The sequence below is a fragment of the Actinoplanes sp. NPDC021490 genome, assembly GCF_055562135.1.
Genome location: NZ_JBVHFW010000001.1, coordinates 688,939 through 708,169 on the forward strand (window position 1 = coordinate 688,939; position 19,231 = coordinate 708,169).

The 19,231-nt window shown below is 71.2% G+C and carries 16 protein-coding genes; 11 read left to right on the forward strand and 5 right to left on the reverse strand.

Going from position 1 to position 19,231, the window contains the following annotated elements:
- Positions 1-22: 22 nt before the first annotated feature.
- From guaB to ACZ3I4_RS03250, 3 genes are read left to right on the forward strand one after another with little or no spacing between them, the layout of a single operon-like run.
- On the forward strand, positions 23-1,510 hold the full coding sequence (gene guaB / locus ACZ3I4_RS03240) for an IMP dehydrogenase (RefSeq protein WP_465380180.1): 1,488 nt from the start codon (positions 23-25) through the stop codon (positions 1,508-1,510).
- A 14-nt stretch (positions 1,511-1,524) separates the two neighbouring features.
- Positions 1,525-2,643 (forward strand): GuaB3 family IMP dehydrogenase-related protein, encoded by a 1,119-nt coding sequence (locus ACZ3I4_RS03245; protein WP_465380181.1) that lies wholly within the window; start codon positions 1,525-1,527, stop codon positions 2,641-2,643.
- Positions 2,644-2,687: 44 nt separating this feature from the next.
- Complete coding sequence (locus ACZ3I4_RS03250) at positions 2,688-4,109, forward strand: M1 family metallopeptidase (RefSeq protein ID WP_465380182.1); 1,422 nt, start codon at positions 2,688-2,690, stop codon at positions 4,107-4,109.
- A 7-nt stretch (positions 4,110-4,116) separates the two neighbouring features.
- On the opposite strand, the gene ACZ3I4_RS03255 is transcribed toward ACZ3I4_RS03250, so the two are convergent.
- Positions 4,117-5,184 carry an LCP family protein gene (locus ACZ3I4_RS03255; RefSeq protein WP_465380183.1) on the reverse strand — a complete coding sequence of 356 codons (1,068 nt, stop codon included), beginning with the start codon at positions 5,182-5,184 and terminating at the stop codon, positions 4,117-4,119.
- A gap of 131 nt (positions 5,185-5,315) precedes the next feature.
- Here ACZ3I4_RS03255 and ACZ3I4_RS03260 point away from each other — a divergent pair, with 131 nt between their 5' ends.
- From ACZ3I4_RS03260 to guaA, 3 genes are all read left to right on the forward strand, one after another.
- Positions 5,316-7,118, forward strand: a complete 1,803-nt coding sequence (locus tag ACZ3I4_RS03260; protein WP_465380184.1) for a S8 family serine peptidase — start codon at positions 5,316-5,318, stop codon at positions 7,116-7,118.
- Between the two features lie 105 nt (positions 7,119-7,223).
- Positions 7,224-8,618: a S8 family serine peptidase gene (locus tag ACZ3I4_RS03265; RefSeq protein WP_465380185.1), complete on the forward strand. Its 1,395-nt coding sequence runs from the start codon at positions 7,224-7,226 to the stop codon at positions 8,616-8,618.
- Positions 8,615-10,162 carry a glutamine-hydrolyzing GMP synthase gene (gene guaA, locus ACZ3I4_RS03270; RefSeq protein ID WP_465380186.1) on the forward strand — a complete coding sequence of 516 codons (1,548 nt, stop codon included), beginning with the start codon at positions 8,615-8,617 and terminating at the stop codon, positions 10,160-10,162. The genes ACZ3I4_RS03265 and guaA overlap by 4 nt, the downstream gene beginning before the upstream one ends.
- 47 nt (positions 10,163-10,209) lie before the next feature.
- On the opposite strand, the gene ACZ3I4_RS03275 is transcribed toward guaA, so the two are convergent.
- The gene (locus ACZ3I4_RS03275; RefSeq protein WP_465380187.1) at positions 10,210-10,443 is read right to left on the reverse strand and encodes a PspC domain-containing protein; all 234 of its coding nucleotides are present in this window, start codon (positions 10,441-10,443) and stop codon (positions 10,210-10,212) included.
- Positions 10,444-10,647: 204 nt separating this feature from the next.
- Between ACZ3I4_RS03275 and ACZ3I4_RS03280 the strand changes: the two genes are divergently transcribed.
- The 3 genes from ACZ3I4_RS03280 to ACZ3I4_RS03290 all read left to right on the forward strand — a co-directional run bounded on the left by ACZ3I4_RS03280 (position 10,648) and on the right by ACZ3I4_RS03290 (position 13,641).
- Positions 10,648-11,598 carry an NUDIX hydrolase gene (locus ACZ3I4_RS03280; RefSeq protein ID WP_465380188.1) on the forward strand — a complete coding sequence of 317 codons (951 nt, stop codon included), beginning with the start codon at positions 10,648-10,650 and terminating at the stop codon, positions 11,596-11,598.
- Between the two features lie 5 nt (positions 11,599-11,603).
- Positions 11,604-12,506, forward strand: coding sequence for an NUDIX hydrolase (locus tag ACZ3I4_RS03285; protein WP_465380189.1), 903 nt, complete (start codon positions 11,604-11,606; stop codon positions 12,504-12,506).
- Between the two features lie 265 nt (positions 12,507-12,771).
- The gene (locus ACZ3I4_RS03290; protein WP_465380190.1) at positions 12,772-13,641 is read left to right on the forward strand and encodes a CDP-alcohol phosphatidyltransferase family protein; all 870 of its coding nucleotides are present in this window, start codon (positions 12,772-12,774) and stop codon (positions 13,639-13,641) included.
- A gap of 159 nt (positions 13,642-13,800) precedes the next feature.
- Here ACZ3I4_RS03290 and ACZ3I4_RS03295 read toward each other — a convergent pair whose 3' ends face one another.
- From ACZ3I4_RS03295 to ACZ3I4_RS03305, 3 genes are read right to left on the reverse strand one after another with little or no spacing between them, the layout of a single operon-like run.
- Positions 13,801-15,045, reverse strand: coding sequence for a phosphatidylserine decarboxylase (locus tag ACZ3I4_RS03295; protein ID WP_465380191.1), 1,245 nt, complete (start codon positions 15,043-15,045; stop codon positions 13,801-13,803).
- A 27-nt stretch (positions 15,046-15,072) separates the two neighbouring features.
- Positions 15,073-15,435 carry a hypothetical protein gene (locus ACZ3I4_RS03300; protein WP_465380192.1) on the reverse strand — a complete coding sequence of 121 codons (363 nt, stop codon included), beginning with the start codon at positions 15,433-15,435 and terminating at the stop codon, positions 15,073-15,075.
- On the reverse strand, positions 15,432-17,048 hold the full coding sequence (locus ACZ3I4_RS03305; protein ID WP_465380193.1) for a PspC domain-containing protein: 1,617 nt from the start codon (positions 17,046-17,048) through the stop codon (positions 15,432-15,434). The genes ACZ3I4_RS03300 and ACZ3I4_RS03305 overlap by 4 nt, the downstream gene beginning before the upstream one ends.
- 120 nt (positions 17,049-17,168) lie before the next feature.
- Between ACZ3I4_RS03305 and ACZ3I4_RS03310 the strand changes: the two genes are divergently transcribed.
- On the forward strand, positions 17,169-18,458 hold the full coding sequence (locus ACZ3I4_RS03310) for a PspC domain-containing protein (RefSeq protein ID WP_465380194.1): 1,290 nt from the start codon (positions 17,169-17,171) through the stop codon (positions 18,456-18,458).
- Positions 18,455-19,123, forward strand: coding sequence for a response regulator (locus tag ACZ3I4_RS03315; RefSeq protein WP_465380195.1), 669 nt, complete (start codon positions 18,455-18,457; stop codon positions 19,121-19,123). The genes ACZ3I4_RS03310 and ACZ3I4_RS03315 overlap by 4 nt, the downstream gene beginning before the upstream one ends.
- Positions 19,124-19,231: the final 108 nt, after the last annotated feature.

Sequence of the window (19,231 nt, forward strand, 5' to 3'; positions counted from 1 at the left end):
CTTCCGGCTTTAGGGATGCTCCGTGGAAACTGACTCGGCCCGTACGGTTCCGCTCGGTCTGACCTTCGACGACGTGCTCCTCCAGCCCGGCGAATCGGACATCGTGCCGAGCCGGGTCAACACCAACACACGGCTCACCCGCAATATCGACCTGACGATCCCGCTGCTGTCGGCCGCGATGGACACCGTCACCGAGGCCCGCATGGCCATCGCCATGGCCCGCGAGGGCGGCATCGGCGTGCTCCACCGCAACCTGTCCCCCGAGGACCAGGCGGCCCAGGTCGACCTCGTGAAGCGCTCCGAGTCCGGCATGATCACCAACCCGGTGACGTGCAGCCCCGACGACACGCTGCGCCAGGTCGACGCGCTCTGCGGCCGTTACCGCATCTCGGGTGTGCCGGTCACCGACGCCGACGGCACCCTGGTCGGCATCGTGACCAACCGCGACATGCGCTTCGTCACCGACTCCGAGTCCAAGGTCCGCGACGTCATGACCAAGATGCCGCTGATCACGGCGCCGGTCGGCGTGAGCAAGGACGACGCGCTCGGCCTCCTCCAGCAGCACAAGATCGAGAAGCTGCCGCTGATCGACGACAGTGGCCGGCTCCGCGGCCTGATCACGGTCAAGGACTTCACCAAGAGCGAGCAGTTCCCCAACGCGACGAAGGACCCGCAGGGCCGCCTTCGGGTCGCGGCCGCGGTGGGCGTCGGCGACGACTCCTACAAGCGGGCCCGTGGCCTCATCGACGCCGGCGTCGACGTGATCATCGTGGACACCTCGCACGGTCACCAGCGCCAGGTGCTCGACATGATCGCCCGGCTCAAGCGCGACACCACCACCGACATCGTGGGCGGCAACGTCGCGACCTACGCCGGGGCCAAGGCGATGGCCGAGGCCGGCGCGGACGCGGTCAAGGTCGGTGTCGGGCCCGGCGCCATCTGCACGACCCGCATCGTGGCCGGTGTCGGCGTCCCGCAGATCACCGCCGTGATGGAGGCCCAGCGCGCGTGCGCGCCGTTCGGCGTCCCGGTGATCGCCGACGGCGGCATTCAATACAGCGGCGACATCGCCAAGGCGATCGTGGCCGGCGCCGAGACCGTCATGCTGGGTGGCCTGCTGGCCGGCTCCGAAGAGAGCCCCGGCGATCTCATCTTCGTGAACGGCAAGCAGTACAAGTCGTACCGGGGGATGGGTTCGCTCGGCGCCATGCAGTCACGTGGTCAGGCGAAGTCGTACTCGAAGGACCGCTACTTCCAGCATGATGTGCCGGAGGAGAAGCTGGTTCCCGAGGGTGTCGAGGGCCAGGTTCCCTACCGCGGCCCGCTCTCCCGGGTGGTGGCCCAGCTCGTCGGCGGCGTGCGGCTCGCGATGGGTTACGCCGGGGCCGAGACCATTCCCGACTTGCAGCAGCGTGGGCAGCTCATCAGGATTACCGCTGCCGGTCTCAAGGAAAGCCACCCGCACGACATCCAGATGACCGTCGAGGCCCCGAACTACCACTCCCGCTAACCAGAGGAACCGACATGCGTGACGTCGTGGAGATCGGTCTGGGCAAGACCGCTCAGCGCGGATACCACCTGGACGACATCGCCATCGTCCCGAGCCGCCGCACCCGCGACGTGGACGACGTGTCCACCGAGTGGCGCGTCGACGCCTACCCCTTCAAGATCCCGTGCGTCGCGCACCCGTCCGACGCGACCATGAGCCCGGAGTCCGCGATCGCCCTGGGCCGCCTCGGCGGCCTGGGGGTGCTCAACGCCGAGGGCCTGTGGACGCGCTACGAGGACCCGACCAAGATCCTGGAGGAGCTGGCCTCGCTCGACGAGGACGCCGACGCCACCCGGCGCCTGCAGGAGGTCTACTCCGAGCCGATCAAGCCGGAGCTGATCGCCGAGCGGGTGCGGGCCATGCGCGAGGGCGGCGTCACCGTCGCCGTCCGGGTGTCGCCCCAGCACACCCTCGCGCTGGCGCCGGTCGTGCTCGACGCCGGTGTCGACCTGCTGGTCATCCAGGGCACCCTGGTCAGCGCCGAGCACGTGTCCACGACGGACGAGCCGCTCAACCTCAAGGAGTTCATCGCCGACCTCGACCTGCCGGTCATCGTCGGCGGCTGCACCGATTACAAGACCGCGCTGCACCTCATGCGTACGGGGGCGGCCGGTGTGATCGTCGGGGTCGGGGCGGACGAGTGGTCCACCACCGACACCGTGCTCGGCATCCGGGTGCCGATGGCGACCGCGATCGCCGACGCCGCGGCCGCCCGCCGTGACTACCTTGACGAGACCGGTGGCCGGTACGTTCATCTGATCGCCGACGGTGGCATCTCGACCTCGGGCGACATCGCCAAGGCGATCGGCTGCGGCGCCGACGCGGTGATGCTCGGCGAGCCGCTGTCGCTGGCCGAGGGCGCCCCGGCCGGTGGCGCGTGGTGGCACTCGTCGGCGAGCCACCCGCAGCTTCCGCGTGGCGGCTTCTGCATCGCGGGCGAGCCCGACGGCACGCTCGAGGAGCTGCTCTACGGCCCGGCCAACCGGCCCGACGGCCAGCTCAACCTGTTCGGGGGACTCCGGCGCGCGATGGCCAAGTGCGGCTACCGCGACGTCAAGGAGTTCCAGAAGGTCGCGCTGGTCCTCGACCGCTGAGGCCTTTCCCGGTCCTTTCGGACGACAGCGCTAACCTCGCGCCTATGAGGCGTACGGGTGTTGCTGGAGTTCTGTGTGTCGTGTTGGCGGTGGCCGGCTGTTCCGCCGATGACGAGCCGTCGCCGGCACCGACCCAGTCCTCCGCGCCGGCCTTCGCCCCCGGCGCGGAGGGCATCGGCGACCCGTATTTCCCGAAGTACGGCAACGGCGGGTACGACGTGGCCGGCTACGACCTCGACGTGCGCTACGACCCGCGCACCGACCAGCTGACCGGCAAGGCGACGATCACCGCCACGGCGACGCAGGACCTGTCCCGGTTCAACCTCGACCTGTCCAAGCTGACCGCCCGGAACGTGACGGTCGACGGCGTACGGGCCACCTCGTCGGCCGCCGGCACCGAGCTGACCATCGCCCCGGCCACCGGCATCGTCCGCGGCCGCGCGTTCACCGCGGTGATCGAGTACGGCGGCGAGCCCGGCCAGTTCCAGAACTCGGTGCTGGGCGACGGCGGCTGGCTCGAGAACCCGCAGGGCGCGGTCGCGCTGGGTCAGCCCGAGTCGGCCAGCACGTGGTTCCCGGTCAACGATCACCCGCTCGACAAGGCCACCTTCAAGCTGGAGATGACCGTCCCCGAGGGCGTCGAGGCGATCAGCAACGGGGTGCCCGGCCCGCGGCGCACCACCGGCGGCTGGACGACGTGGACCTGGTCGCAGAGCGCGCCGATGGCCAGCTATCTGGCGATGGTCGTGATCGGGCAGTACCGCGTGACCACCAGCACCCACAACGGCAAGCCGATGGTCATCGCGGTCTCCGAGTCACTGCCCGCCAACGGCCCGGCCGCCCGGTCGCTGGCCCGGACGGGCGAGATCACCGATTTTCTGGCCACGAAGTTCGGGCCCTACCCGTTCGACGCGAACGGCGGGGTCGCGGTGGACGACCAGCGGATCGGCTACGCGCTCGAGACGCAGAGCCGCCCGGTCTACGGCCCGGCCTTCTTCACCGGCGGCGCCAACGAGCGTGTGGTCGCCCACGAGCTGGCCCACCAGTGGTTCGGCGACAGCGTGGCCCTCGAGAAGTGGCAGGACATCTGGCTCAACGAGGGCTTCGCCACGTACGCGGAATGGCTGTGGGACGAGCACTCGGGCGGCAGCAGCGTGCAGGCGAACTTCGACAACGTCTACAACTCGTACGCGTGGAACCAGCCCGGTCAGGCCGGCAACCCGGGGGCGAACCGCATCTTCGGCCAGGCCGTCTATCAGCGTGGCGGCATGACCGTCTTCGCGCTGCGCAAGGCGATGGGCGATCCCGCGTTCGACCAGCTGCTCAAGCGGTGGACCAGCGAGCACAAGGACGGCAACGCCAACACCGACGACCTGAAGGCGATGGCCGAGGAGATCTCCGGCAAGCAGCTCGACGACCTGTTCCAGGCCTGGTTGTTCACTGACGCCAAGCCGGCCAAGCCCTGAAGGTCACCTATTTGTCCACGAGTTTGGGGTGGCTCGCCAGATAAGCGGCGGCCTTGTCCTGAGCGACGGCCCGCAGGAATCCGCGACCTTCGGCGGTGAGCTGCTCGCCGAGATAGCCGCCGCCCCGGCCGACACCCTCGCCGGGCAGGCTGACGCGGGTGATCTTCGTGGGCGAAAGGTCCCGCAGCGCGTACGCGTACTCGACCGGCCGGCGCCCGCCCAGGTAGACGAAGGTGTCCCCGAGCGCCGCGACGATCTGGTCCAATTTGCCGGGGTCGGTGCCGAGCCCCTGGCCGAGCGCCTTGGCCAGCACGGCCGTGACGAGCTGCCGTTGGTGCCGCTGGCGGTCGTAGTCGCCGTCGGGCAGGCCGTAGCGCTGCCGGGCGTAGTCGATCGCCTGCCACCCGACCAGGTGCCGCCGGCCGGGCTGATAGACGGCCTGCGGCCCGGTGTAGTCGCTGCCGGAGAGCGGCCGCAGCGAGCCGTCGGGCTTGCGGTGCCGCGACTTCACCTTCTGGTCGATCACCAGGTCGACCCCGCCCAGCTGGTCGGTCAGCCGGGCCAGCCCGCCGAAGTTGAGGATCGCCCCGGCCTGGAACTCCTTGATGCCGGTATAGCCGCTGAGCGTCCGGGTCAGCAGCTCGTAGCCCTTGCGGACATCGGGCTCCTTGCGGCCGGCGACCCGCGAGCCGACGCTCATCGCCTCGGTGACCTTGCGGGTGCCGTGCCCGGGCACCTTGACGCGGGTGTCGCGGGGAATCGAGTAGAGATAGGCGGAATCGAGGCCGGGCTCCACGTGCAGCAGCATGATGGCGTCGGCGTGCGGTTCCCAGCCGGGGATCGAAACCCGGGTGTCGACGCCGACGAGCACGAGGTCGAGCGGTCCGCTGATGTCGGCGCCGGGCGAGGGGGCCGGGCTGGTGGGCGCGACGGACGCCGGGGGCGGGGCCGAGCCGGCGGGCGCGGCCGCGGGTTTGTCCGACCCCGAGCGGACGGCCCACGCGATACCGCCGCCGACCAGCAGCGCGACGGCCACCGCTCCGGCGATCCAGAGAACCAGCCTGTTGTTCCGCATGCCGGAACAGTAAGCGAGCATGATCCGCAGCTCAATGTCTGCCGATCTCGCAATGTGAAACTGCTCATTGCTTTCCGTGGATTCGCCCGTACGCTGACCGCCGCGAATCAACGGGGGAGGCAAACGCTTCAATGAAGCTCACCAAGCGACGGGTCACCGTCGGTCTCATCTCCACCGCGGTCGTCGTTTCGATGACGAGCGTGACCACCTGGGCACTGGCTGCCGACAACGAAAAGATCCCGGCCGCCGGCTCCTCGGCGCCCGTCCGTCTCGTCGTCGGTTACAAGGCCGGCGCCGACCGCACCGCCGCCACCCGGACGCTGTCCGCGGCCGGCGCGCGCGTCAACACGACCGGCGCGGCCACCTCGGCCCTGTCCGCCATCAACGCGTCCCGCGTGTCGGTGTCGTCCGGCCGGAGCTCTGCGATGATCTCCGCGCTGCGCAACGACCCGAACGTGGCCTACGTGGAGCAGGACGTTCAGACCAAGGCGTTCGAGGTCCCGAACGACCCGTCCTTCAAGCTTCAGAACGAGATGTACACGGTCAAGGCTCCGGCGGCGTGGGACACGACCCACGGCAACGCGGTCACCGTGGCCGTCATCGACACCGGCGTCGCGGCCATCGAAGACCTGGCCGGCGCCACTGTGGCCGGTTACGACTTCGTCAACAACGACGCCAGCGCGGCCGACGACGAGGGCCACGGCACCGCCGTCTCCGCCCTGATCGCCGCGCGTGGCAACAACGGCGAGGGCATGGCCGGCATCTGCTGGACCTGCAAGATCATGCCGGTCAAGGTGCTCGACTCCGAGGGCAGCGGCTGGGACAGCGATGTCGCACAGGGCATCATCTGGGCCGTCCAGCACGGCGCCCGCGTCCTCAACCTGTCGCTCGGCTCGCCGCAGTCGACCAAGGTGCTGGCCGACGCGGTGGCGTACGCGAACATGAACGGCGCCCTCGTGGTGGCCGCCGCGGGCAACGCCGGCAACACCGTGAAGCAGTACCCGGGCGCCTACGGCGACGTGCTGACCGTGGCCGCGACGAACCGCTGCCCGCAGTTCGCCACCGACCCGGACTGCACCGCCGGCACCACGACGCGCTCGGACTTCTCGTCCTTCAACAAGTCGGGCGACGTCTGGGTCGACGTGGCCGCTCCCGGCACCGTGCTGAGCATGGACCGGTTCGGCAACTACAGCACCGGCATCCAGGGCACCTCGTTCTCGTCGCCGATCGTGGCCGGCGCGGCCGCCCTGATCAAGTCGGAGAACCCCAGCTACAGCGGCTGGTCGCTGGCCAACGCGATCTACACCGGCGCCGCCAAGCGGCCGCTGGCCAACGGTGGCGTCAACTACGGCCTGCTCGACATCCCGGCCTCGCTGAACGTGCCGACCGACACCACGGCGCCGACCGCCACGGGCATCACCCCGGCCAGCGGCTCGATCAAGCGCGGCACCTTCGCGGTGAGCCCGGTCGGGCTCAAGGACGACCGCTCGGGCATCCGGAACACCACGCTCTGGGTGAACGACAAGTTCGTCGGCTACAGCCGCAACGCGCCGTTCGGCGTGAGCTTCAACTTCAGCTCGTACAAGGGTCCGACCAAGATCGAGCTGCGCATGTTCGACCGGGCCGGCAACAACAAGATCGTCACGAACAACATCACGATCGACAACACGGCCCCGGCCGTGCGGATCACCTCGGCCCCGAAGAGCGGCTCCAAGCTCTCCGGCAAGGTGACGATCGGCTACACCGGCTCCGACGGGTACGGCATCGCCCGCTACGAGCTGCTGCTCAACGGCAAGGTGGCCCAGACGCACACCTCGACCGCGGCGTTCGCGTTCGGCACCACCGCGGTGCCGAAGAGCTTCACCGTCCAGGTGCGCGCATACGACAAGGCCGGCAACTCGGCCCTGTCCACCAAGTACAGCTACACCCGCTAGACACCCTGATCGCTCCGGGGAAAGACCCGGCGAACAGGGGAACGGACCGAACGTGAGAGAGCCGGCCATGGTGGCCGGCTCTTTTACGTCTGCGAGGTCCGAAGCATGCGGAAGCTGCTCGCCGGTCTGATCGTCGTCGGCTCGATGCTGGCGCCGGCGCCCGCCGAGGCCGCCCCCGTCCGCCCGGCCGACCCCGGTTTCGCCGGCCAGTGGGGTCTCGCGCAGACCCGGGTGACCGACGCCTGGTCGTCCACCCGCGGCTCGTCCCGGGTGATCGTCGCGGTGGTCGACACCGGTGTCAGCCCGCTGCCCGACCTGGCCGGCCGCCTGCTTCCCGGCCGCGACTTCGTCAACCACGACGCCGACGCGTCCGACGACAACGGGCACGGCACGATGGCCGCCACCGTGATCGCCGCGGCCGGCAACAACCGCACCGGCATCGCCGGGATCTGCTGGTCATGCCGGATCCTGCCGGTCAAGGTGCTCGACGCGAAGGGCGGCGGCAGCTACACCGGCATCGCCCTGGGCATCCGTTACGCCGCCGACCGCGGCGCGGCCGTGATCAGCCTGTCGCTGGGCGGGGCGGAGGACAGCCCGCTGCTGCGCGACGCCGTCGACTACGCCGAGAGCAAGGGCGCGCTGGTGGTGGCCGCGGCCGGCAACCGCGGCGTCTCGACCGCGCACTACCCGGCGGCGATCCCGTCCGTGCTCGCGGTCGGCGGGGTCACCCCGACCGGCGCCCGCTACGGCTGGTCCAACTTCGGCGGCTGGGTCGGCGTCACCGCGCCCGGCTGCAACCCGGCTCAGGGCCCGTCGGGCGCGATCGGGCAGTACTGCGGCACCTCGTCGGCGACGCCGTTCGTGGCGGGTGTGGCGGCGCTGCTGGCCTCGACCGAGCCGGCGCCCACGGCCACTCGGATCCGGACCGCGCTGATCGCCTCCCGGTCCCGCCCGTCCGGCCGGGTCGACGCTGTGGCCGCGCTGCGGGCGCTGCCGATCGACGGCGACGTCATCCGTCCGTCGGCCGCCTTCGGCGCCGTCCGCCCGGTCGTGCGGGGCCGGGTCACCATCACGGCCACCGCGTCCGATCAGCACGGCGTCTCGAGGGTCCAGCTGTACGCCGGGGGCCGCCTGGTTGCCACCGACACCACCGCGCCGTACTCGTTCACGTGGCAGTCGGCCCCGCGCACCGGCTCTGTCCCGCTGGAGCTCCGGGCGTACGACCGCCGGGGCAACCTGACCGTGGTGCGCCGCGCCGTGCGGGCCGACAACACCGCGCCCGTCCTGCGGCTCGTCAAGTCGGGTCGTACGGTGATCGCGCGGGCCACCGACCCGTCCGGCCTGGCTCGTCTCGAGCTGGTGGTGAACGGCAAGGTCACCGCGCGTTCCACGGCCGCGTCGCGCCGGTTCGCCGTGCCCGCCCGGGCACGCACCGTAGTGGTCCGGGCGGTCGACCGGGCCGGAAACGTGCGGGTCGCCAACGGTAAACTCGGCGGGTGAGTACTCCCCGCCCGGTTCTCGTCGTCGACTTCGGCGCCCAGTACGCCCAGCTGATCGCCCGCCGTGTCCGTGAGGCGCGGGTCTATTCCGAGATCGTCCCGCACTCGATGCCGGTGGCCGACATGCTGGCCAAGAATCCGGCCGCGATCATCCTGTCCGGCGGCCCGTCCAGCGTCTACGAGCCCGGCGCCCCCGGCCTCGACGCGAAGCTGTTCGACAACGAGGTGCCGGTCTTCGGCATCTGTTACGGCTTCCAGGCGATGGCCCAGGCGCTCGGCGGCACGGTCGCGCACACCGGCGCCCGTGAGTACGGCCGCACCCACCTGACCGCGCAGGGCGGCACCCTGCTGCGCGAGCTGCCCGACGACCTGCCGGTCTGGATGAGCCACGGCGACAGCGTGGCCGTGGCGCCGCAGGGCTTCGCGGTCACCGCTTCGACGCCGGGCGCGCCCGTGGCCGCGTTCGAAGATCTCACCGCCCGCCGGGCCGGCGTGCAGTTCCACCCCGAGGTGGCGCACACCGAGCAGGGCCAGGAAATGCTCAAGCGCTTCCTCTACGACATCGCCGGCATCGAGCCGACCTGGACCCCGGGCAACATCATCGACGACCAGGTGGCCGCGATCCGCGAGCAGGTCGGCGACAAGCAGGTCATCTGCGGGCTCTCCGGCGGGGTCGACTCGGCGGTCGCCGCCGCGCTCGTGCACAAGGCCATCGGCGACCAGCTGACCTGCGTCTTCGTCGACCACGGCCTGCTGCGGGCGGGCGAGGCCGAGCAGGTCGAGAAGGACTACGTGGCCGCCACCGGCATCCGGCTCAAGGTGGTCGACGCGGCCGACGTCTTCCTGGGTCACCTGGCCGGGGTCACCGACCCCGAGCAGAAGCGCAAGATCATCGGGCGTGAGTTCATCCGTACGTTCGAGGCCGCGGCCCGCGAGCTCGACGCCGAGCGGCACATCGAGTTCCTGGTGCAGGGCACCCTCTATCCCGACGTCGTCGAGTCCGGCGGCGGCACCGGCACGGCCAACATCAAGTCGCACCACAACGTGGGCGGCCTGCCCGACGACCTGCAGTTCGCGCTGATCGAGCCGCTGCGCACCCTGTTCAAGGACGAGGTTCGCGCCCTCGGCGCCGAGCTGGGCCTGCCCGACGAGATGGTCCACCGGCACCCGTTCCCCGGCCCCGGCCTGGCCATCCGCATCATCGGCGCGGTCGACCGGGAGCGCCTCGACCTGCTGCGCGCGGCCGACCTGATCGCCCGCGAGGAACTGACGGCCGCCGGCCTCGACCGTGACGTCTGGCAGTTCCCGGTGGTGCTGCTGGCCGACGTGCGCAGCGTGGGCGTGCAGGGCGACGGCCGGACGTACGGTCACCCGGTCGTGCTGCGGCCGGTCTCCAGCGAGGACGCGATGACCGCCGACTGGTCGCGCCTGCCCTACGACGTGATCGCGAAGATCTCGACCCGCATCACCAACGAGGTGCGTGAGGTCAATCGCGTCGTCCTCGACGTCACGAGCAAGCCTCCGGGCACCATCGAGTGGGAGTAGGCGTCCCGAGCGAGCCCCGGGCGCCGTTTAAGCGGGAGTCAGTGGTCTCAGATGCCCGGGGCGGGCTCCTCGGGCATCAGGAACCACATGATCGGGTAGGCCAGCAGCGCCGCGCCCGCGGTGATCACGGCGAGCAGCACGAAGGCCACCCGCACGAGCACCGGGTCGACGCCGAAGTAGCGCCCGACACCACTGCAGACACCCGCCGCGAGGCGGTCGTCGAGGGGCCGGCGGAGTTGCTTGTACGGGGTCTGAAGGCCGCCGTCGGGAAGCTGTGTCATGTCCCCATGGTGACCTCGGGAAGGCCCCGGCAACCTCGGTGAGCACCCCGATACGGACCCTGAAATAGTCCTTACGCAGCGTAGTGGATCGTGGGCCCAATGTGCCTAATGGTGCTCTGATCAGCGATTACGCAGCGCAAACCACCTGTCAGGAATCCGACAGACGTTTTCTGGAGTTAACATATTCCGGGCAGAATGCCGCCCGTGACCCCCGCACTCGAACCGCTCCGCCGGATCGCCGCCTACGCCGTCGCCACCGACGACGACGGCCGCGTGCTGCTCGTCCGCGCCTCCAGCAAGTCCGGCACGCCGGGCGTCTGGTCGCTGCCCGGCGGCGCCGTGGATCACGGCGAAGACCCCAATCACACCGTCGTCCGCGAGACGGCCGCCGAGACCGGGCTCTCGGTCGCCGTCACCGGGCTGCGCGACGTGCTGGCCGACATGCGCTCGCTGCCGCACCGTGGCGTCACCATCCACACCGACCGCCTCATCTACGAGGTCTCCCTGCGAGGGGGCACCATCGTCGACCGCGTCGGCCACCCCACCGACCTGGCCCGCTGGCACACCCTCGAAGAGGCCGGGCGCCTCAAGCTCCGGCAGTTCACCGCGGACGCGCTCGGCCTGGGCGGCGCCTCGGCCGACCTGCGCCCCGAGCCGGCGCCCACCTTCCCGTCGTTCTACGCCTATCCCGGGCCCGACGGGTTGCATCGGGCCCAGCGCTTCGCCGCGTACGCCATCGCCACCGACCCGCACGACGCCAGCCTCCTGCTGACCCGGATCGCTCCGGGTTATCCCGGAGAGGGCCGCTGGCACCTGCCCGGCGGCGGCACCGACTACGGCGAGCAGCCCGGCACGGCCCTGATCCGCGAGCTGGTCGAGGAGACGGGTCAGGAGGGCCGGCTCGTCGAGCTGCTGGGCGTGGCCAGCCACCGCGACGCGGCCTCGCTCGGTCCCGAGGGCTATCCGATCGACTGGCACGGCGTCCGCGCCTTCTACCGGGTGATCGTGGACCGGCCGACCGAGGTCGCGGTCAAGGACGTCGGCGGCTCCACCTCCGAGGCCTGCTGGGTGCCGGTCAAGCAGGTCGCCGACCTGCCGGAGGACGAGCTGACCGAGGTGACGGCCGAGGCTCTTCGCAAAGCGGGTCTAATCTAGGGCGAGTGAAGATCAGAAGGGTCGGGGCGTACGGGATATGCCGCGACGAATCCGGGCGGGTGCTGCTCGCCCGGAACTCGTCCCTCAGCAACTTCCCCGGCCTCTGGACCCTGCCCGGCGGCGGCGTCGAGCAGGGGGAGCACCCGGATGCCGCGGTGGTGCGCGAGTTCGGTGAGGAGACCGGTCTGTCTGTACGCATCTCCGGGCTGCACGCCGTCACCGCGGACGTGTTCCGGCTGCGCGGCGGCGACCTCGAGCACACCGACCGGATCGTCTACGACGTCGAAGTGGCCGGCGGATCGCTGCGACCGGAGGTGACCGGCACCACCGAGTCGGTCGAATGGGTGACCCCGGCGCAAATCGCCGAACTCCCGCTGATGCCTTTCACCGCCGAGATGCTGGGCGGCCCCGCCGTCGAGTCCGATAAAGCGGACGAAGATGAGAAACTTGCGCGTCCTTCACGAGTGCAACGTTTCGGGGCGTACGCTGTTGCAACCGACCCGAACGGGCGGATTCTTCTCACCCGGATCGCCGAGGGTTACCCCGGCGCCGGCCGCTGGCACCTGCCCGGCGGCGGCACCGACCACGGCGAGACGCCCGAGGCCGCGCTGGCCCGCGAACTGATCGAGGAGACCTCGCAACAGGGCCGGGTGACCGGCCTGCTGGGGATCTCGCATCGCCATGATCCCGCAGCTCTCGGCCCCGAAGGGGTACCCATCGACTGGCACGTCGTCCGGGTCCTGTTCAGGGTCGGCGTCGATGTGCCGACAGAACCTGTGGTGACCGAGGAAGCGGGCGGATCCACCGCCGAGGCGCGCTGGTTCACCCCGGCCGAGACGAGGCGGCTCGGCCTCACGGAGTTGGCCGCCGGGGCCGTAGACCGGGTCGAAGCGGAACGGGCGCGTTAATATCGGGCCGGGGAGAGGTGAACGGGTGACCTGTCCCGCGGGGTGAGCCGACGGAATTGACAGCTCGCCAACATCGTTCGGGTATGCGAAGGTGTAAGCCGCAATTTTCCCGGCTCCGCATGTGCGGCGGGCTACCGGGCCACGACCCACCGCGACAGACGGTGGCCCACCTACCCCATGGAGGAAGCACGTGCCGAGAACCCCTTGGCGCCGGCGTCGTACGACGGATAGCCCCCGTCCCGCCGGTCGTCGTTGGGCAGGACGGTTGCGTCGCAGCGGAACCATCGCGCGACAGGCCCTGGTGCGGGTGGGTGGTCGCAATGCCGGCCGCGCCGCCACCGCCACGCGGGCCGAGGTGATCTACACCGGCACCGACCCCGGCCGGCCCTCCGCGCCGGTAGCTCCGCACCTGGCCATCCCGGCCCCGGTCGAGCCGGCCGCCGAGAGCACCTCGCTTCTCCCCGGCGAGCAGACCGCGGCCCGCCGCCTCCGCTTCGCCATCGTGCAGGGATGCACCCTGGCCAGCCTGGGCCTGGGCATGATGGCCATCCTCTTCGCCATGCACGGCGAGGTCCGCCTGGCCGCCGCCTTCCTGGTCGCCTGCGTGGCCTTCGACGGCCTCGACGGCGCGCTGGCCCGCAAGCTGGGCGTCTCGAGCCCGTTCGGCGCGCAGATGGACTCGCTGGCCGACATGTGCTCGTTCGGCCTGGCCGCGCCGGTCGTGGTCTACGCCTCGCTGGCCCACTCGGTGCCGACCCCGGCCGCCGCGGTGGCCTGCATGCTGGTGGCCGCTTGCGCCGCCATCCGGCTGGCCCGCTTCAACGTCTCACCCAAGGACGGCAAGTTCTTCAGCGGCGTCCCGACGACCCTGGTCGCGGCCGTGCTCGCCCTCACCGTGCTGATCGACCTGCCGCTGCCGGGCGTGGTCATCCTGGGCGGGGTGGCGTTGCTGGCCTTCGCGATGGTTTCCAGCTTCCCGTACGCGAAACTTGCCCGCCTTCTCAGGCTGCCGGCCTGGTTCTGGCTGCTGCCGGTGGTCGGCGCCCTGGTCGACGCCCGTCTGACCTTCGTCATGATGGTCGCGGCCTACCTGGTCAGTGGCCCGATCATGTGGGTGCGGGCCAAGCGCGTCTGAGCTTGCTGGTCGCGGCTCCGCCACTCCGGGATTTCGCCCCTGGAGGCCGATGACTTGGACACCGGAAACGACTTCGCTTCGCTAGCCGTTTCCGGCGCCCAAGTCATCGACGGGCGAAATCCGACTGGGGTCGCGCTACACCGCGGCCCCTAGCACCTACTAGATCCAGCGGGCGATCACGGAGGCGCCGCCGACGACCTTGTCGTTGATGCTGACCAGGGCCTCGGCCCGGTCGGCGGGCAGGTAGACGTCGGTGCGCGAGCCGAAGCGGATCAGGCCCATCCGCTCGCCCCGGGCGACCAGGGTGCCGACCGGGGTGCGCTGCACGATGCGCCGGGCGATCAGGCCGGTCCGCTGGGCCACCACCACGGTGCCGTGCTCGGTGTCGAGCACCGTGTACGCCGCCACGTTGTGCTCGGCCGCGGCGGTCATGGCGTTCGCGTAGCCGCCGTCCTCGACGAAGTAGTCGGACACCCGCCCGGCCACCGGCACACGGTTGACGTGCACGTCGAGAACCGACAGGAACACCGCGATGCGCAGGAACTCGCCGGGGCCGAAGCGGTCGTCGGTCATCCGTTCGACGGACAGCACCCGCCCGTCGGCCGCGGCGACGACCGCCGCCGGGTCGTCCGGCAGCTCACGCTCGGGGTCGCGGAAGAACGCCGCGACCGGGGCGGCGGCCAGCGCCGGCAGCAGCCAGAGCTTCGACTTGGGCCGGGCGATGCGGGCCGCGGCGGCCAGGCCCAGGGCGATGCCCGCGGCGGCCACGCCGTTGGAGTCGATGTGCATGCCCCGGGTGACCGGGACGCTGGACGGGCGGTAGGCCGGGGCGATCGTGGCCGCGACCGCCGGGTCGGCCTGGGTGAACCGCAGCTTGTGCACGCGCAGCGGCGGCTGGTTGCGGACGACCAGGTCGGAGCCGACACCGAACAGCGCGCTCTGCCGGAACATCTCGGCCGCGGCCCCGCCCGTGCGGCCCGGGGTGGCCGGGACGGCCAGCGTGACCACGCCGCCGTCGGCCAGGTGCTTGCCCAGCCGGTCGAGCAGGTCACGTACGTCGGAGGCGGTGCCGGTGACCGGCTCGCCGACGATCAGCACGTCGGCCTGGCCGGCCTCGTCGAGCGTCTCGACCACGTGCACCCGGTCGGCGATCCAGCTGCCCAGCCCGTCGATGTGGTCGCGCAGCAGGTCGGCGGTGCTGCGCTCGCCGGCGACCAGGGTGAGCCGGTCGCCGGGGAGCAGGGCCTCGACCGCGCTCGCCACCACGGGCGAGGAGTGGTCGGCGCCCGCCACGATCGCGGTGGTGGCCGCGTTGTGGCGGGCGAACTCGGCGGTGAGGGCGCGGGCGGCCGTAGCGCCGACTCCGACGATCGGTGCATGGGACACGGCGGGGAACGGAGTCATGACGACGAGTTTATTGCGCCGCCCGCCTCAATCTCGGCGGGGCTGCTCCGATGCCAGGTTCGGATGCTCCTTGGTGATCCGGTCCACCGTGTCGTCCATCAGCTCCCGGACGATCGAGGCGTGCACCTCGGCCGTCAGGTCGCCGGGCAGTTCCGGCTCGGCCGGGCGCTCGGCGGCCACCGGGGCGGGCGCCGGGTCGGCCGGGGTGCGGGCCGAGCGCAGAGCGCCCAGCAGCCCGATCACGCCGAACACGATCAGGCCGCCGGCCACCAGCCAGCCCACCGCGGGCAGGTGCAGGGTCATCACCCGGGACACCGCCCACCAGACGGCGACCAGCAGGAACACGACGCCGAAGCTGAGGGAGACGCCGTCCATGCGGTGCGGCTTCATCGGATGACCTCCACGTTGCCCGTGTCCATCTGCAGGTCCAGTTTCAGGGTGCCACCGCCGGCGCCGTCCGGCCCGAGGTCGGTCAGGGTCTGGCCGTCGATCTGGCCGTCCTCGAACTTCTTGTCGAAGATCACGGCCCGGCCGTTCTGGACCTGCAGCAGCGCGGTGGTGTCGACGTTCTCGGGCAGCAGCACGCGGATCTGCCCGAACTTCATGGTCACCATCACGTTCTGCTCGCCGGTGAAGGTCACCTGGCGGAGGTCGAGCGTGGCGCTGCCCGCGGTGAAGTCGTAGCGGTCGGCCACTCCGGCCAGGGTGGCCGGGCGGTAGACGCTGTTGCCGACCTCGCCGCCCCAGCGCTCGGTGCCGGTCGAGATCAGCAGGCCGATCGAGAGCAGGATGCCCAGCGCGATCAGCCCACGGGCCCGACCCAGCCAGGCGCCCACGACCAGGCCGAGCGCGACGGTGATCAGGGCGGCGGCGAAATACACCGAGACGGCGATGCTCGCACCGGCCGTGTCGATCGCGGCGATCACGCCGATCACCATGAGCGCGGCGAAGAAGGTGAGCCGGCCCAGCTTGGAGCGCTCACGCGGACGCTTCGGCGGCTTGGGCGGGCGCGGCCCGGCGGCCGGCGCCGGGGGAGCGGGCGGATAGGTGACCGGCGTGGGCCGGACGTACGGGCCGTGCGGCGCGAACGGCGGCCGGTAACCGCCGGTGGGCGGCGTATAGGGCGGGGGCGGCGGTGCTACCGGCTCCGTGGGCGGTGCGGTCGTGGGCGCCGGACCGGCCGCGGGAGGAACCGCCCCGAACTCGGCTGTCTTGTCGAACGCGGTCGGCTCGAACGGCCCGGGCGGCGGCGGAGGAGGCGGTGGCGTGGCCGCGAACTGCGTGGGCGGAAACGTGGCGGACGGCTGACCGGGGCCGCTGCGCTTGATCAGCAGGATCGCGCCCACGATGACCGCGCAGGCCAGCAGACTCGCCCGCATCCCGTCCTGGACGATGAAGGCGAACGTGAGGACGGCCGCGCCGCCGAGCAGGACGACCGAGGCGGGCGACATGGCCGAGCGGCCCTTGCCGAGCAGCGACTCGATCGGTGAGGCGGCGTCGCCCTCGCCGGGCATGACCAGCCAGCCGATCAGATAGAGCAGCACGCCGACCCCGCTGAGCACGCCCAGCACGGCAAGCAGCACGCGCCACAGCACCGGGTCGGTGTTCGTGGCCCGGGCCAGGGCGCTGCAGACACCCGCGATGTAGCGGCCCTGGCGGGGGCGCACCAGCTTGTCGCGGGAGAAGGAGTCACGCGAGAAGGAGGGACCCGCGCCGGGACCACCGGCCGGCGGGAACCATGGCGGCGGATTGCCGGGGCCGGGCTCAGTGCCGGGACCAGGCTCAGTTGCCGGACCAGGCTCAGTTGCCGGGCCGGGCTCGGTTGCTGGGCCGGGCTCGGGCTTCACGTCGTCGGGGACGGCCTCGGTCCGCAGGTCGGCGGTCGGGGGCTCCTCGGTGGCCGGCGCTGAAGTCACCGGCGGGGTGGGTGCGTCGGCGGCGGACGCCGGCACGTCCGGTGTCGGACGGGACGGGCCCCGCGATTCGGCAGCTTCGTCGTTCATGACACCGATCCTCGCCTCGTGGACACCCGAGTCGCTTCGGGCGGCGACCCTGAGACCACCCTGAGATCCTGACACCCGGATACCGGGGGATGTTCCCCGTGGTCCGGGCCGCCCGAACGTGTGACGATCGGAGGACACGACATAGGAGGAGCCATCACCACCGCCGTCAACCCGCCGTCACGCCGGCTGTACCGGCCGCGCGACCACCGCATCATCGCGGGTGTCGCGTCGGGCCTGGCTCAGCACCTGGGCGTTCCCGTGCTGGTCGTGCGCATCGCGCTGGTGGTGCTGCTCGGCTTCAACGGCCTCGGCCTCCTGCTGTACGCCGCGTTCTGGGCCGTGCTCCCGCAGCAGGTGGTCACGGCCGACCCGCCGCAGCGCCGCGACCTGGCCATGCTGCTGCCGTTCGGCGCCATCGGCCTCGGTGTCGTGCTGCTGCAGGCACTGGTCTTCGACGACAGCGTCGCCGGCACGGCCGGATGGCTCATCGCGGTCGTCGCGGTCGGCGCCGGCATCATCTGGCACCAGTCCGACCCGACCCGCCGGCACCTGGGCGGCGCGGTTCCCCAGCAGCCGTGGCTGGCCGCCGTGGTGGCCGAGAGCGACCGCCGCTTCTTCCTGTTCCGCTTCATCGGCGGCGGCGTGCTGGTCGCCACCGGCGTCATCGGCGTGGTCGCCGTCTACGCCCCGGCCGGCAGCCTGACCGCCGTGGTCAACGGCGTGATCTTTGCGCTGGTCGGCCTGCTGGGGGTCGGCGTGGTGGCCGCGCCGCTGCTGTGGCGCATGTTCAACCAGTTGCGCGCCGAGCGCGAGGGCCGCATCCGCGAGCAGGAACGGGCCGAGCTGGCCGCCATGATCCACGATCAGGTGCTGCACACGCTGGCCCTCATTCAGCGCAACTCGGCCGACATCAAAGAGGTGCAGCGGCTGGCCCGGGGTCAGGAGCGCAGCCTGCGCAACTGGCTCTACAAGCCGTCGGCGTCCCCGACCGAGCGCTTCGCGGCCGCCCTCGAACAGGCGGCGGCCGAGGTCGAGGACACGTACGCGATCAGCGTCGAGACGGTGGTGGTGGGCGACACCGAATGCGACGACCGGGTCGCGGCCCTGGTCGCCGCCGCCCGCGAGGCGCTGGTCAACGCGGCCCGCCACGCCGGGGTGTCAACCGTGTCGCTCTACGCCGAAGTCGAGGAAAGCGAACTCAGCGTCTTCGTCCGCGACCGTGGCGGCGGCTTCGACATGGGCGGGGTACAGGAGTCGCGGCACGGCGTGCGAGGCTCCATCATCGGGCGTATGCAGCGTCACGGAGGCAAAGCGGTGATCCGCAGCGCCCCGGGCGACGGCACAGAAGTCCGGCTGACCCTCCCCGCGTCCCGGGAGAGCGTGTCGGCCGCTAAGGAGGCAGCACGATGACCGAGGCTCAGGGCACCGAGACCGACCGGCGGCTCACCGTCTTCCTGGTCGACGACCACGCGATGTTCCGGGCCGGCGTCCGCGCCGAACTCGGCGCGCACGTCGAGGTGGTGGGCGAGGCGAGTTCCGTGGCCGAGGCGGTCAGCAAGATCGCTTCGATCGAGCCCGACGTGGTCCTGCTCGACGTGCACATGCCCGACGGCGGCGGCCGCGCGGTGCTCGACGCCATGCGCCGCAGCCACCCGCACGTCAAGTTCCTCGCGCTGTCGGTCTCCGACGCCGCCGAAGACGTGATCGGCCTGATCCGGGCGGGCGCCCGGGGTTACGTGACCAAGACGATCTCGCCCGAGGAACTGGCCGCGGCGATCCGCCGGGTAGCCGACGGCGATGCGGTGTTCAGCCCGCGACTGGCGGGCTTCGTGCTCGACGCGTTCGCCTCGCGTCCCGACGTGCCGGTCGCCGACCCCGAGCTCGACCAGCTCACCAACCGCGAACGCGAGGTGCTGCGCCTGCTCGCGCGCGGCTACGCGTACAAGGAAATCGCCAAGGAGCTGTTCATCTCGATCAAGACGGTCGAGACGCATGTCTCGAACGTCCTGCGGAAGCTCCAAATGAGCAACCGTTACGAATTGTCACGATGGGCGGCTGATCGACGGCTCGTCTGAACGGCCGGAATCCGAGCGCTGCGGTGGGTCGCCGCGCGTGCACCCACCGGCATCGTCGCAGCTCAGGGGCTTAAATCAAGCCGAGGAAAAGGCCCGTACGGGAGGGCT